The sequence below is a fragment of the Micromonospora sp. NPDC047134 genome, from assembly GCF_040643455.1.
Classification (GTDB): Bacteria; Actinomycetota; Actinomycetes; order Mycobacteriales; family Micromonosporaceae; genus Micromonospora.
In genome coordinates, this window is the sequence record NZ_JBEYUI010000027.1 from 38,815 (window position 1) to 53,638 (window position 14,824).

General features: G+C 72.0%; 12 protein-coding genes. All 12 read right to left on the reverse strand.

The features are described from left to right. Nucleotides 1-107: 107 nt before the first annotated feature. Nucleotides 108-761 (reverse strand): class I SAM-dependent methyltransferase, encoded by a 654-nt coding sequence (locus tag ABZ795_RS24970; protein WP_357532091.1) that lies wholly within the window; start codon nt 759-761, stop codon nt 108-110. Nucleotides 762-796: 35 nt separating this feature from the next. After that, entirely contained in the window at nt 797-1,717 is a 921-nt protein-coding gene (locus ABZ795_RS24975) for a glycosyltransferase family A protein (protein WP_327026758.1), read from the reverse strand. Then, nucleotides 1,714-2,337 (reverse strand): glycosyltransferase, encoded by a 624-nt coding sequence (locus ABZ795_RS24980; protein ID WP_357532107.1) that lies wholly within the window; start codon nt 2,335-2,337, stop codon nt 1,714-1,716. Before ABZ795_RS24980 ends, ABZ795_RS24975 begins: the two co-directional genes overlap by 4 nt. Before the next feature lie 50 nt (nt 2,338-2,387). Next, a complete protein-coding gene (locus ABZ795_RS24985; RefSeq protein WP_327026759.1) occupies nt 2,388-2,867 on the reverse strand; it encodes a UDP-N-acetylglucosamine--LPS N-acetylglucosamine transferase in 480 nt (159 codons plus the stop codon). Between the two features lie 71 nt (nt 2,868-2,938). Continuing rightward, nucleotides 2,939-4,186 carry a hypothetical protein gene (locus ABZ795_RS24990; protein ID WP_357532092.1) on the reverse strand — a complete coding sequence of 416 codons (1,248 nt, stop codon included), beginning with the start codon at nt 4,184-4,186 and terminating at the stop codon, nt 2,939-2,941. 37 nt (nt 4,187-4,223) lie between these two features. Continuing rightward, nucleotides 4,224-5,126: a sulfotransferase domain-containing protein gene (locus tag ABZ795_RS24995; protein ID WP_327026761.1), complete on the reverse strand. Its 903-nt coding sequence runs from the start codon at nt 5,124-5,126 to the stop codon at nt 4,224-4,226. 7 nt (nt 5,127-5,133) lie between these two features. Next, nucleotides 5,134-6,732 carry a lipopolysaccharide biosynthesis protein gene (locus ABZ795_RS25000; RefSeq protein ID WP_357532093.1) on the reverse strand — a complete coding sequence of 533 codons (1,599 nt, stop codon included), beginning with the start codon at nt 6,730-6,732 and terminating at the stop codon, nt 5,134-5,136. A gap of 67 nt (nt 6,733-6,799) precedes the next feature. Continuing rightward, nucleotides 6,800-8,077, reverse strand: coding sequence for an O-antigen ligase family protein (locus tag ABZ795_RS25005; protein WP_357532108.1), 1,278 nt, complete (start codon nt 8,075-8,077; stop codon nt 6,800-6,802). A gap of 75 nt (nt 8,078-8,152) precedes the next feature. Then, a complete protein-coding gene (locus ABZ795_RS25010) occupies nt 8,153-9,748 on the reverse strand; it encodes a lipopolysaccharide biosynthesis protein (RefSeq protein ID WP_357532094.1) in 1,596 nt (531 codons plus the stop codon). Between the two features lie 149 nt (nt 9,749-9,897). Continuing rightward, the gene (locus ABZ795_RS25015) at nt 9,898-11,820 is read right to left on the reverse strand and encodes a hypothetical protein (protein ID WP_357532095.1); all 1,923 of its coding nucleotides are present in this window, start codon (nt 11,818-11,820) and stop codon (nt 9,898-9,900) included. Nucleotides 11,821-12,047: 227 nt separating this feature from the next. Then, entirely contained in the window at nt 12,048-13,760 is a 1,713-nt protein-coding gene (locus tag ABZ795_RS25020) for a glycosyl hydrolase (protein ID WP_357532096.1), read from the reverse strand. A 194-nt stretch (nt 13,761-13,954) separates the two neighbouring features. After that, nucleotides 13,955-14,788: a shikimate dehydrogenase gene (locus tag ABZ795_RS25025; protein ID WP_357532097.1), complete on the reverse strand. Its 834-nt coding sequence runs from the start codon at nt 14,786-14,788 to the stop codon at nt 13,955-13,957. Between the last annotated feature and the right edge of the window lie 36 nt (nt 14,789-14,824).

The following is a 14,824-nucleotide window of genomic DNA, read 5'->3' on the forward strand; positions in this document are numbered from 1 at the left end:
GCCTCGCACGGTCCCGCCCTACGGACTCACCGTCCCGGACCTGGGGGTACGCCGAGGTCGCAGGGGCGGCACCGGCGCCACACCCGCGTGCGGCGCCAGCGCGTGCGCTATTTGCGGATCGCGATGATCGACTTGGTCAGGCCCAGCAGGCGCTCGGCGCGGATGGTGGCGTCCGGGAACAGGTACCGCATCTCCGCCCGGCCGATCAGCTCCGTGGTGAGCACCTGCCGCATCGCCGCGTCGTAGGACTTGCCGGGGGTGTACGCCAGCGGCCATTTGCGGGCCACGAGGGCCCGGGCCGGCACCGGCAGGAACTGCATGCCGGGGGCCACCCAGTGCGGCTCCACCGGGAAGTACCGGTAGGGGGTCTGCACCCAGTAGGCCGGGGCCATCTCCCGGATCGCCTCCGCCATCCGGCGACGACGTTCGTGGCCCCCGACGTGCTCCAGCACACTGTTGCTGAAGACCAGGTCGTACCGGCGGCTGAGGATCTCCTTCGGCAGCTCGCAGGCATCGGCGTGATCGGCCTCGGCCCAGTCGGGCAACTGCGCCGGCAGGGGCTCCAGGTTGACGACATGGACCCGGGCCGGGCGGACCGGCACCTTGGTCCAGCTCTCCACCCGTCCGCCGAGGTCCAGGACGCTCATCTCGGCGAGGTCGGGGAAGGTCTGCGACAACCAGGCGGCCCGTTGGGCACGCCGTCGTGCCCCGTAGGAGTTGGGTGAGTCGACCAGACGGAATCTGAGCGAGTGAAGTGCCATCGACTGATCCTTCGGTAGGGGTGAAGGTGGAATGGTCAGATGCCCCGGCCGCGCTTGTGCAGGGTGCGCAGGACGGCGTCGGCCCGGACCACCCGGCCGGCCACCGCCAGCGCCAGGTACGCCCGCGGCTCACGCGGATTGCGGCGGATGGTCTGCCGGGCCCAGCGCAGGGCCCCCCGAGGATCCCCGGAGGCGGCTCGGGCGAAGGCGATCTGCCCGGTGACCCGGGCCTGTCCCGCCGGCTGGGTGGCGAACTCGGGATAGCGGTCCAGCAGCCACTGCAACGCCTCGGAGATGGTGTCCCAGCGCTGGGCGAAGTACGACCGCTTGTGCCAGCGCACCAGCACGTACGGGGTGCGCAGGTTGACCAGCGGGGCGCTGCGGGCGGCCCGCAGCAGGAACTCGTAGTCCTCGGCGTAGCTGCCCGGGATCTCCTCGTCGACCAGCCCGAACCCGTCGCGCAGGGCCGCCGCCCGGATCAGGAAGGTCGAGGGGTGCAGTTCGGTCATCCGGTCCCGCAGCAGGTCGGCCAGGCTGATCGAGTCGCGTTCCAATACCCGCTCGACGGTGTGCCCGTCGTAGCTGACCCGGATGCCGCAGCTGACGAACTCCGCCCCGGGCACCGCGTTCAGGGCCTCGACCTGGGCCGCCAGCTTGCCCGGCAGCCACTCGTCGTCGTCGTCGCAGAAGGCGATCAGGTCCCCGGTGGCGGCCATGGTGCCGGAGTTGCGGGCCCCGGCCAGTCCCGGGGTGCGGGTGTTGGTCACCACCCGGACCGGCCGGTCCGGGGCGGACAACTCGGCCAGGGCGGGGTCCGGCTCGGACTGGTCGTACACCACGACGGTCTCGACCTGCCCCGGATAGTCCTGCCCGACGATGGCCCGCACCGCCGCCCGGAGCAGTTCGGGACGGTCCCGGGTGGGGACGACGGCGGTGACGCTCGGGTACGCGGTCATTGCTTGTGCCTTCCGTTCGGGCCGGGCCCGCGCCACGGCCGCCATCGGGGCCGGTGACGCCGCTGCGCGGCCTCGGCCACCAACTCCTCGACGATCACGCCCACCCGGCGTACCGCGGCGCGTTGCGCCTCGGCCGCCTCGGCGTCCACCGTCACCGCGAACCGGCCCGGGTCGGCCAGCCCGGCGGTCAGCGCCGCCAGCAGTTCCTGCCGGGACTCGCAGAGCGCCACCAGGCCGGCCGCGCCGAGGCGGCGGGCGAACAACTGCTGGTGGTTGTCGACATGCTCACCGAGGCTCGGGTCCCGGGGCACCACGATCGGCAGGTGTCCGTGCCGACGGGCCTCCAGGATGGTCGCCGGGCCGCCGTGGCAGACCACCAGGTCGGCCCCGGCCATCGCGGTCTGCAACTCGGCGTGCCCCAGGAAGGGCACCGCGTCCGGCAGACCCTCGACCCGGGTGTGGCCGTGCTGCACGGTCAGCACCACCTCGTCGGCGACCTCGCCGTACCACTCCCGCAGCCAGCCGACCAGCCGGTCGAAGGGATGCTTGTCGGTGCCGACCGCCACCAGCAGCTGGGCCCGGCCGACCCGGCCACCCTCGCGGGGGGCCGGGATCTGCACCTTGGCCCGGTCCCCGCCGAACTGCTCCTCCGTGTGGGTCGCCTCGCCGCTCACAGCAGGGTCCCCACGACGGTGGCCTCCGGGTACTGGCGGCGCTGCTCCTCCCACTGCACGAGCATCTTCGACAGGAAGGGCCGACACAGCCGGGCGGTCAGGGTCGGGGTGTCGATCCGGTCGTAGACCTCGATGTAGACCGTGGGGATCCGGCGGAGCCGGGCCAGCACGACGAAGGGCAGGGCCACCCCGGCCCCGGTGGTCACCACGGCGGCGATCCGCCGTCGGCGCAGCACCCGGGCCGCCAGCAGGGTGTTGCGCAGCAGGTTGCGCACGTTGCGGGTGGTCGGATGGTAGGCCGGGATCAGGTCCTCCCCGGCCAGCAGGGACACCGCCTCCGGGGTGTCGAAGGTCACCCAGCAGCGTTGCCAGGTCTCGTACCAGGGTTTCAGGGCGAGCAGTTGGGCCAGATGCCCACCGCTCGACCCGACCAGCAGCAACTGTGACCGCTGCCGGTCGTTGTCGAAGTTGTCCACGCGACTCCCCACAAGTCCGCTGTGCCTGCACCGGGTCGGGTCGCACTCCCAGCGGTGGCCCGACTCCTCTCTCACTGTCGTTTCTCGACGACGTCCAGCAGCGCCGGATGCAACGCCGGATTCCAGCCGGCCCCGGCGTCGGCCAGACGCCAGGTACGCAGCCACATCTCCACCAGGTAGGCGTCGGCGACCAGGTGGCGGCGGGCCGGGTCCAGACCCAGCCGGTCGCCGTACCGGTCCAGCCATCGGCGTACCTGCTCGGCCGCGGTCGCGGCCGGTTCCCCCCGCAACACCAGGGAGCGCTGGAAGGCGTCGTGGGCCAGGTCGAACCCGACCGGTACGTCCGGTCCGCTGTGCTCCCAGTCCCAGGCGACCAGCCCACCGGCGTGCCGACCGAGGTTCCACGGCACCCAGTCGCCGTGCCAGTGGCCGAACTCGACGGCCACCTCCCCGTGCCGGCGGGCCAGGTCGGCCACGGCCGCCACCGCCCGCCCCCCGGTGGCCGGGTCCTTCTCGGCCGCCCGCTGGGCCTGCGCGGTCAACCGGGCCAGGAAGGCGGAGCCGGCCAGGGGGCGGGCCGGTGCCGGCGTCCGGCCCCGGCGGGCCACCGCCAGCAGGGCCGCCAGCTCCGGTTCGGCCTCGACCGGCATTCCGCGTACCCCGGTGGGCAGCGGCTCGACCAGGGCTACCGCCTGTCCGGCCCAGTTGGTCTCGGCCAGCAGCCGGGGGGTGCCCGGATGCCCGGCGGTGCCGGCCACCTCGGCCACCTCGCGCAGGGCCGCCGCCTCGGCGGTGACCAGGGCCCGGGTGGCCTCGTTCCAGCCGATCTTGGCGTAGCCGCGCGGGGTGCCGGCGTGGTCGAACAGTTGCAGGGTCGGCTTGTGGTTGGGGTCCGGGGGACGCACCCCGCAGGCCGCGTACGCCCGGGGGCCACCCAACTCGGCGGCCAGCCGCTCGGCGAGCAGCACCTCGGCCGGGTCCAGGGCGGCCGGCACGGCGACGGTCAGCACCGGAAAGGGCGCCCGGGCCAGCATCCCGGAGCGGGCCGCCATGCCCAGGGCCGCCCGCACGGCCCGCACCTTGGCCGGCCGCAACGCGTTGTACGCCAGCAGCGCCGCCGCCGTGGCCCGGGAGGAGCCCAGCGGCAGCAGGAACCGGGCCCGGTCCACCGAGGGGACGACCGCGTAGCGGGCCACCACGGTGTGCCCGGCCGGAGCCGGGGCGTCCACCGCCAGGGCTATCCGCTCGTCACCGAAGACGGCCCGGGTGACCCACCCCAGTCCGTCCTCGCGGCTCCGCAGGTCTGCCGCGGCGGTCACCGCAGGGCCCCGGGGCGGCGCCCGGCACCGATCGGCCTCACGAGACCTGGTCCGGCCAGTCCAGGTGCAGCCCCAGTCGCTGCCGCAACGCCTCGTTGTACGGGCGGTAGTACTCCGTCAGCTCGGCGCGTAGCGCCGGTTCCAGGGGTGCCGAACGCCGATCGTTGTAGACCTTGAAGTCGGGCAGGTCGTACGCCGGCAGCCCGAGGAAGTCCAGGGTGCGCCGGTAGGTGGCCCGGGCGTCGCGGTACAGGTCCTCGCTGGGCAGGAAGAGCAGTTGTCCCCGGTCGAAGTGGGTGAGCCAGGGCTCCAGGTGCTCCAGGTAGCGGCCCCGGGCCCGGTAGGTGTACCAGTCGTAGGGCTCACTGAAGTACTCCGGCTCGGCGATCAGCCGCTCCCGCTCCCCCGCCGTACGCTCTTCTTCGGCGGCCAGGGCGGCGGCGAAGTCCAACGGCTCCACCCCGTTGGTCCGCCGCTCCTTCCAGTGCGAGTACGCCCGCTCCACCGGATCGCGCAGCAACACGATCAGCTTCACCTGGGGCATCAGCGCGGCCACCCGCTGCGCGGCCAGCGGATGGAACATGTACAGCGGGGCGGCCTCACCCACCCGCACCGGACCACCGTGGCGGCTCTCCAGCGCCTCCCGGTGCCGCTGGGTCGGAAAGTGCGACCGGTACCAGGCCTCGCCCCGGCCCCAGTTCTCCTCGAAGTAGTGCGAGGACTTGGTGTTCCAGGCCGGGAAGAGGCGCGGCACCAGGGGATGCTGGATGAGGTAGTTCCACAGCGAGGTCGTACCGCCCCGCTTGGTGCCGATGATGAGGAAATCCGGGAGCGGCCGACGGTCGCTGGTGCGTACCCCGTAGTCGACGAGGCCCTCCCGCACCCGGCTCGTCACCTGGGTGGGCACCAACTGCTTCACCCGGTCGCGGATGGACGCCACGACGATGTCACCTGCCTTTCGAGGGTCGCGCCGAGGCGCTGGGCGCCCCGCCACGGATCTGCACCATGGTCGCCCGGATGCCGGCACGCACCCGAGGCAACGTCAGCAAGCCGACGCAACCGGCGGCCAGCACCGCCAGGGCCACCGCCAGGCCGACGATGCCCCGGCCGCCGACCAGCACGCCCAGGGTCGCGGTGGCGCCCACCCCGCCCGCGGTGATCAGTGCGGCCCGCACCATGCCCCGGTCGGCCAGGGGCTGGCCGACGACCAGCCGGGCGAAGGTCACCGCCGTCAGGTTCTCCGTGACGATGCCGGCGGCCCAGGCCCAGGCCGCCCCGGTGGCCCCGTGGGCGGGGATCAGCAGCAGGCCCAGGGAGACCGTGACCGTCAGACCGGCCACGGTCGCCACCAGATGCAGCCCGCTGCGCCCGCTCATCAACAGCAGGCTCTGCACATTGCCCACTCCGGTGTTGACGAGCATGGCCAGCGCGAGCACGGTCATCGCGGTGGCGCCACCGGCGAACCCGGACCCGAACAGGGCCAGGAAGCCCGCGCCGAAGACCGCCAGCAGCAGGTACACCGGCCAGGACAGCACCAGGGCCCAGGTGGTCAACTGCCGGTGCAGGGCGGCGGCCGCGTCGTGGCGGTCCTGGCCGAACAGCCGGGACAGTTGTGGCGCCACCGCCACCCGCAGCCCCTGCATGGCGAGTTGACCGGCCAGGATGTAGCGGCTGACCGCGCCGAAGATGCCGGCCTCGGCCGCACCGGCGAGCATGGTGGTCAGCAGCACCCCGACCCAGACCGCCCCCGCGTCGATCGCCGCCGAGGCGGCCCGGGGCAGGGCGAACCGCCAGAAGGAGCCCCACTCCTGCGGCCGGGCCCGCAGCCGGGCCCCCCGGCCCAGTCCCAGCGGGCCGGCGACCAGCAGGAAGGTCACCAGCAGGGCGATCAGCGCCGGCACCGCCCAGCCCGTCAGGCCGGCCAGCAGGCCACCCCCGGCCAGCAGCACGGCCGCGGCGATCAGCAGGGGTCGGGCGGTGGGCAGCAGCACCGACTGCACCGCCACATACGCTCGCATCGGCCGTACGCTGCGCAGCACCGCGAACAGCAGGGTCATCACCACGACCACCGGTACGGCGGCGAAACTGACCCGCAGCAGGTCGCCGCCCTCGGCGCCCGCGCCGTCCAGCAGTCGGCGGGCCAGCGGCTCGGCGGCGAGGATCCCCAGGGTGGCCACCGCCAGGGCGGCCGTCAGGGGCGGGATCAGCGCCACCGGCAGCATCCGGGCGGCGTCTCCCTGCGGACCGAGCCGACGCCGGGGCAGGCTCCAGATCAGTCCGGTTTCCGCGCCGAGCACGCACAACGCGGCCGCCACGGTCACCACCCCGATCGCGGCGAAGAAGACCCCGGACCCCTCCGTGCCGTAGCCGCGGGTGATGACGACCACCAGCACGAAGCCCATCAGCCCGTTGACGGCGGCACCGAACAGCCCGGCGGCGCCACTGCGGGCGCCCCGGCGGGCCTCGCTGGCGTCGCGGTCCGCGGCCGCCTGGGCCGGTTCGCCGGTGCCGGCCGGCTGGGGGGCCGGGTGCACGGGAATGCTCATGAGGGCCTTCCGCTGGACTGGATGGGGCCCGGCGGGACCACCGCGCCGCACCTGACGACCGGCTCGCTCATGCCACCGCCTCCGGCGCCGCCGACGGCTGGGGCAGGGCCGGGCCGGCGGGTCGGGCCTCCCGTTCCACCAGGGCCATGGTGAGGGCGATGGCGAAGAAGGCCACCGCGAGGTTCGGGCTGGCCATGCCGTAGAACGGCATCTGCACCAGACACACCACCGGAATCACCGCCAGCCACTGCCCGGCCGCCGACCGGGCCCGGGCGCAGAGCACCGCCGCGAGCACGAACCACCCCAAAAAGAACAACAACGCCGGTACGCCGTGACAGAACAGCACCATCCACAGTTGACCCTGGGTGCCCACCGGAACGGGGGCGCTGATCGTGTCGACCGTGGCCGGTGACCCGTAGCCGAGCCAGGGTGACTCCGCCACCCGCCGCAGCACCTCCCCGTAGAGGGCGAACCGGTCGCTGTTGGTGTCGCTGGACTCGACCCGGTTGTCGATCATCTCGGTGACCGGGATGAACAGGGTGGCCAGTCCACCGATGAGCAGCACACCGACCACGGAGGCGCCGACCCGGACGTTGCCGCGCCGGGCGGCCCGCAGCCCGAGCACCAGCAGACCCGCCCCTAGGCTGACGAACATCGTCCGGTTGAGGGTGAAGAAGGCCGGGGCCAGCGACAGCGGCAGGGAGACGATCAACGCCCAGCGCAGCAGGCCGTGCCGACGGAGCATGACGAAGGCCACCACGCACGGCAGGGTCATCGCGTACGCGCTGCCGTAGTTGTTGGTGTACGGGAACGGCGCCGAGGGCCGGAAGATGGGATTCAGTGCGCGGGGACTGAACTCGCTGGCCCGGACCCGTACCAGGTCCTGGATGTAGGGGTTGCCGGAGACGCCACCGGGCAGCAGCATCTCCATCGGTGTGCTGAGGCTGAACCGGGGCGCCAGCACCCCCAACCAGCCGAGCAGGACCAACCCGAACCAGAACAGGCAGATCGGCACCAGCAGGGCGGCCAGGTCGATGCCCTGCCGCGCCACCGCGTACACGTAGACCCCCACCACCAGGGCGGTCACGTAGAAGCCCAGCCGCAGACCGAAGGCGAGCAACGAGCCGACCGAGGTCAGTTGGGTGGCACTGACCACGACCAGCGCCAGGAACAACAACCACACCCCGGTGGCCGGCGGCAGGGGCACCCGACCCCGCACCAGCAGCAGGGCCAGCAGCACCGCGCCCAGCAGGGACCAGCCCAGATAGAAGGCTCCGGCCGCCCACCAGACCGGCACCAGCCCGAACATCACCACCAGGGGCCACACCGGCAGCCGGGGCAGCATCGGGGCGGCCAGCCGGGCCACCGGTCGCTCGCCGGCCGGCTCCTCGACCGACGGCGGGCTGAGGATGGGCACCGCTCACCCCCGGCCGCTGCGGGTCAGCACGAATCCCAGCGGGGCCACTCCGGCGGCCCGCAGTCGCTCCGCCAGACGGCGCAGATCGTCCTGCTTCGTCCGGTCCTGCTCGACCACCACGACCGCGGTGCCCTGCCGGGCGGCGGCCACGCCACGCTCGTCTGCCTCGGCCGGGGGGGCGTTGAACAGCACCAGCCCCTTGGCGGCCCGCTGTCGCCAGGTGCCGAAGCGGACCCCACCGCCGCCCACCGGCACCTCGTCGGGGTGCTCGGCCACCGGACTCTTCGCGGTCACCGGGCCACCGCTCATCCGGGGCAGCATCATGGTCGCCTCCGGGTCGGTGCCGGGCCGGGCCGGGTTGGGATGCGGGGAGGGACGGCGTACCGCGATCTGCTCGGTGATGTCGTCGATGGGGCCGGTGCCGTCCGGGCGGGGCTTGGGGATGGTGGGTCGGGCCTGGTTGACCGCGGCCGGCAGCCGACCCCGGTCCGTCATCACGGTCGCCCGCAACCGGTCCAGCCGGCCGCTGTCGTCGGCCACGTAGACCTCCCGGCCGGTGGCCGCCAGGGCCACCGCCAGACCGGCGGTGAGGGTGGTCTGATCCTCCCGGGTCGTCAGCAGGGCCACCCGGGCCGGTTCGCGGACCCGCTCCGCGATGGCCATCGCCACATAGCGGATGTCGGCGTCCACCGGTCGGCGCCGGCCGAACAGCCCCTGCCCCCGTACCGTGCCCAGCAGCGGCAGGCCGGTGGCGTCCCGCCCGTCGTCGACCGAACGGATCCGCCGGTCCATGGACTCCCAGACGAAGGCCAGCACGACACCGAGCAGCAGCCCACCCAGCAGCCCGGCCGCCAGGTAGAGAGGACCCCGCCCACCGGCGGAGACCAGGGCCTTCTCCGCGGTCTGGGTCACCCAGCCCGGATTGACGTCGACCGCGGCGATCTCGGTACGGGCCGAGCTGAGCTGGGTCAACTGGTTGTTCACGCCGGCGAGCTCGGCGACGGCCGCGTCCCGGGCCCCGTCGCGGGCGTTGGCCACCCGCTTCTGCAGGGCGGTCTGCTGGGCGGCGACCTTCTCGATGCTCTCGTCGTAGGAACGCAGCATCTCCTCGCGCTGCCGTTCGTACATCGCCCGGCGTACTTCCAGGTATGACTGGGCGGCCAGGTTGGCACTGGACACCGCCGCCTCGGGGGAGTTCGCGGTGAAGGTGAAACGCAGGATCTGCCCCCCGGCGGGTACCTCCACGTCCAGGGCGTTGCGCACCTCACGGGGATGCAGGTCACCCGCGTCGGCCAGCCGCTGGACCACCTCCGTGCCGGTGGCGATGCCGCTCTCCACGTTCATGTTCACCGCCCGGTCGGCCGCCGCCCCGCTGGGGGTGAAGGCGTCCGTGACCACCGGACGGACCGCTACCACCGCGCTCGCACTGACCGCGCCCGGCACCAGCAGGACGTACCCGAGCGCCGCCAGCAGGCCCAGCACCGCCACCGCGGCCACCAGCCGGATCCGGTGCAGCGGAACCCGCAACATATCGGTCAGTGTGACCGTACGAGCCGCAACCGTACCGCCGGACCAACCACCGGGCTGTGCATCAGTCATGAACGCCACCGTCGCTACGTTGTCGAAAAGGAGCATCGCGGGTGCAGCGGCCCGCGGGACAGCTCCGCCCAACGCTCGGGCCGGCGACGGAATCCGCCGCCGGCCCGACCTGAACAAGTTACCGACCTTCTGCTACAACGGGTACACCCCTACTGCACCGCGAAGAACATTCGGGGGATCGACCAGGACAGTCCGTCCGCGGCCGTGGTAAGCACCGTGCTGTCCGCACCGTTGACCGCAGGCGCGGCCGTCGGGTCGAACGGCACGCTGCGCAGACTGCCGTCGGTGTGACCGTACACGATCTTGCCGTCGACCCAGGCCAGCCCCCGCACCGCCGACCAGGTCACGCCGGTGGTCGGCAGGCTGAACTCGGTGGCGCCCAGGTAGTTGCCGTCCACCTCGAAGTACCGGTAGTAGAGCCCGTTGGCCCCGGTACGGGTGTAGTAGAGGCGACCGTCGAGGAAGAAGGCGCCGGTCAGGTTCGCCGGGTTGTACCAGTCGTTGAAACCGGAGGCCTCCCACGGGACCCCGACATTGCCGCCGTTGAACATCGAGATGTCGATCCGGCTGCCGGTGGGGCTGCCGGGGACGGTCCGCGACCAGTAGATCCGGTCCCCCAGACCCCAGGTCGCGCCGGCACCGGTGTAGTTGGGCTGGCTGACCGTGGTCGGGGTGCCGACGGTGGTGCCGTCGAACGGCACCCGCTCCAACTCGCCCGCAGTGACACCCAGGTACAGGTTGCCGGAGCTGGCCGCCGACGGGTTCCGCGGAGTGATGGTCCGACCACCGGCGATCGGGAACATGCCCAGTCGACCGTGGTACTCGTTGGCCATGCCGTCGGAGTTGTGCCCGAAGTACAGACCGGTGCTGCCCCGCCAGATCACCGGCACCTGCGAGCCCCAGTTGCTGGCCCCCGAAGGCAGGGCGTTGCCGCCCCGGCGACCGGGGTTCCAGTTGACCGGCATGCCGGTGGCCGGGGTGACCGCGCCGATACCCAGCCGGTCGACCGCACCCGCGCCGGCCCGGTCGCTGGCGTTGGGGTTGTTCAGCCAGCGGAAGTGCCCGCCCAGGTAGATGATGTTGTCGGCCACCTCGACCGAGGTGATGGTGTCGTTTCCGGTGTAGTTGACCCAGGTGCCCACCTGGTTCGGTCCCCGGTTGGCGGTCTCGAATCGGACCAGAGCGTCGCAGTAGGCGGCCGGCCAGCCGGTGCCACCGTTGGTGCCGACGACGAACCAGCTGCCGTCCCCACCGAAGCGCAGGTCCTGCACGTAGTGCACGAAGGTGGTCGGCGCCCCGCACGGCGACACGAACCTCTCCGTGCTCCAGTCGATGACGCTGGGGGTGCCGGTCAGGTCGATCAGCACCATCTGGTTGCGGGGCAGGTCGTCGACGAACATGAAGTTGCCGCCGACGGCCAGGGTGCTGCCGTCCGGGGTGATGTCGATGGTCCAGGCGTACGAACTGGTGCCGTGCCGACCGACCGTGGCGTTGACGTTGAAGGTCGGGTCGATCGCACCGGTGCTGGCGTTGATCCGGGCGATGCCGGAGTGCGCCGTGCCGTTGATCCAGTTGAAGGCACCGGCCAGGTAGAGGTCGTTGCCGTGCAGCACCATGTCGCGGATCATGCCGCCGTCGGAACGGCCGACCCAGCTGGCGATGGTCTCGCCGGTGGCCGGGTCCAGGGCGACCAGGTTCCGACGCGACACCCCGTTGACGTTCTTGAAGGTCCCACCGACGATCAGCGTGCCGCCCGGCCCGGCGATCAGGGAGTTGACCGCGCCGTCCAGGTCCGGCACGAAGGTGGCGTTGATGGTGCCGGTGCTGCGGTTGTAGGAGAACAGGTAACGCTGGGTGATCCAGGGAGAACTGGCGGTCTGCCGGATCTGGGTGAAGTTGCCACCCACGAACACGTCGTCGCCCACCTCGGCGAAGGCGCGGGCCTCACCGTCACGGGCGTGCGGGGTCTGGTCTACCGGATTCGTCGACACCAGGGTGCCGGTTTCCGGCACGGGCAGTACGGCCGCTTCGGCCGCCTTCGGCACGGCCAGTACGGCCGCGAGAGTTACCAACGCTACGGCTCCGACCCGTGCTCTACGGCTACGGGTGGGATGCCGCTGGAAGGAGATGGTGGGCACGCTTCGCCTCCAGGGTGGACGGGATAGCGCCGGTAGCCTCTCGCGTCCACCCAGCAGGGCGACATCCGCCGATTGGGCGGTCGGTGCATCGGTTGTCGGACAGTAGCGACGCGAGGGGCTTCAGCAGCCACCGAGTGTCGCAAACGGCTGTCCGGTCGCGGTCAGCGGCTCCCTCCCGTGGGCTGCCGGAGGTAGCTGTCCCGTCCTGCGGCGGTGAATCCGGCCAGCGATGCCGCGTCGTGATTCATCGTCATGTTGCAGGTCTTGGTCGTGGTCGTCACGCCGGGCGAATTGAAGTAGATCGCTGCCTTGATCTTGGGGTGGGCCTTCAGCGCCGCCGGGAACTCCTCGAACCACCGCCGTTTGGCGTTCGGATCCGCCGCGTCGAAGTTCGTACCGAACTCGGCCAGCATCCGCGGCTTGCCCGCGCCGATGCCCTTCTCGTCCAGCCAGCGGTAGAAGGATCCGATGGTGGTGCTCGGGCTCTTCCAGACCGTGCTGCCGTTGCAGACGTGGAAGTTGTACGGGTCCCAGGCCACCCAGTCGACATACCGGTCACCGGGGTAGAGCCCGGGGTACCGGTCGTAGTGCCCGGACCAGCCCATCATCGTCCACACCCAGACCGCGTTGCGTACGCCGGCCGCGCCGAACCGGTCGTGCACGTACCGCCAGGCCTTGACGAAGTCGGCGTCGCTGCCCTTGGCCGGCTCGTCCTCCGGCTCGTGGTCGAAGCCGATGAAGACCGGCTGCCCGACCGCCCGGATCCGCCCGGCGACCGCGTCGATGGTCTCGTCGTACCGGCCGCTGTACACGTCCTTCCAGGTCAACACCGTGCCCTGGGAGAACACCCGGCTCTCCCAGGCGAAGAACATCAGCCGGCCCTCACGCATCTGCTGCTGCTGGTACGTGTCCGGGAAGGCGCCGTTGCTGCCGTTGTTGGAGAAGTCGTGGTACCGGTGCACGATGTCGAACTTGCGACCCACCTGGGCCTCGACATCGGTGATGGCCCTACCGTGGTCCCAGGTCTGGGGGTTGGTCGGTGAGTACATCCCCCACCAGGCGCCACAGGAGGGCACCAGCTTCTCCGAGACCTGTCCACACTTGCCGGAGTCGGCCGGGGGTCGGGTGGTGCTCGGAGCCGACGGGGTGGGACTCGGCGCCCGGCTGGGCGACACGCTGGGCGAGGCGCTCGGCGCGACCGTGGCCGTCGGTGCCGGGGTGGCCGGCAGGGTGGCGCTCGGCGGCGCCGACGGCGGACGGGCGGCCAGGTCGTAGGTCACCACCAGGTTGGGCCGCAGATCCGCGTTGCGGTTCTCGGCCGAGGCCCAGTAGATGCGGGTGTCCCACCCGGCCTGGGCCAGCGACAACGTCCAGATGCCGTTACCGGTGACCAGCCCGGAGACGTCCCACTCGTTGAAGCCCTTGCCCACCCCGGTCAGGGTGTCCAGGACCGTACCCGCCCGCTGCGGCGCGGGCCGCTGCGCGGTGGCGTCCAGATTCGAGGCGTGTGCGGTCACCGTGGCCTTGAAGGCCTGCCAGGTGTGCACCCGCAGTTTCGCCCGGACGTTTGTGGCGTTCTTCGGCAGGGAGGTGACCATGAAGGCGAGCACGGCCTCCCGGCCACCACGGGTGTTCCCGTCGCAGCGGGCCGGGCAGGTCGCCAGGGTCGTCTTGACACTGTTGTCCCCGTCCTGCACCACCGAGGTGGCCGTGGTGTCGGCGACCACCGGGATGGACAGGTTGTCGTCGGCCAGCAGGGGCACCATGGTCGCGGTGAGTCCGAGCACGACCGTGACGCCGAGGGCACCTAGGACGACGGCCTTGCGCCGAGGACCGGGGTGCCGGATGAGCCGATGCAGTCCACGCCTGGTCACGAAGAACTCCTTGCGTCTGCGGCGGTAACGCTGAGCAGCGTATCGGTGTACACCACAGAGCATGGGCATGACAGGGGGACCTAAGCGCGTCTTAACCCTTACCTAAGACTCCACCCAGGAAGGTGCTTCCGCTGCGTGATCACCTTCAATTTCGGGGGACTGGACCGGGCCACACCGCGCCCCCCCGGTTCGGGTCAGGAATGGTCCGCGCGGACGGCGGCCAGGGCGGCAGCCATCGCCGCCCGCGGGGCCGGCACCCCGGTGAAGTGCTCGAACTGGCCGATCGCCTGTGCCAGCAACAGATCCAGACCGGAGACGATGCGGCAGCCGGCGGCTGCAGCCGAGGCGGCCAGTGGGGTGGGCCAGGGATCGTAGATGGCGTCGAAGAGGACCGCTGTGGGACGCCAGGCCACCGTGTCGGCCAACTCGTCGGCGGCCCCCTTGGGCACAGTGGAGATCCACACCTCGGCGTCCGTCAGGGTCGCCGCCTGCGACCAGGGCGCGGCAGTCAGGGCCAGACCCAGGGTGTGCGCCACCGGTGCCAGTTCGGCCACCGCCTCCGGCCGGCGGGCGACCAGAGTGACCCCGGCCGCCCGCAACCGGGCCGCCGCCGCCAGGGCCGCCCGGGCGGTGCCACCGGCCCCCAGCACGGTGACCATGGCGCCGGGACCCACCCCCGCCTCGGTCAACACCTCGACCATGCCGGTGACGTCGGTGTTGTCGGCGTACCAGGAACCGTCGGGTCGGCGTACCAACGTGTTGGCCGCGCCGACGGCGGCGGCGGCCGGCGAGGCCTCGGCGGCCACCGCGAGCGCCGCCTCCTTGCCAGGCATGGTGACCGACAACCCGGCCCACTCCGGGCCCAGGCCCGCGACCAGATCCGCCAGCTGGGCCGCCGAACACTCGATCCGGGTGTACGACCACCCGTCGAGCCCGGCGGCGGCGTAGCCGGCATTGTGGATCACCGGGGAGAGCGAGTGCGCGATCGGCTTGCCCACCACCGCCGCCTTGTGCACCGTGACCGCCAACGAGGCTCCTCCACCGCAGGGACGACTGTCACCTAA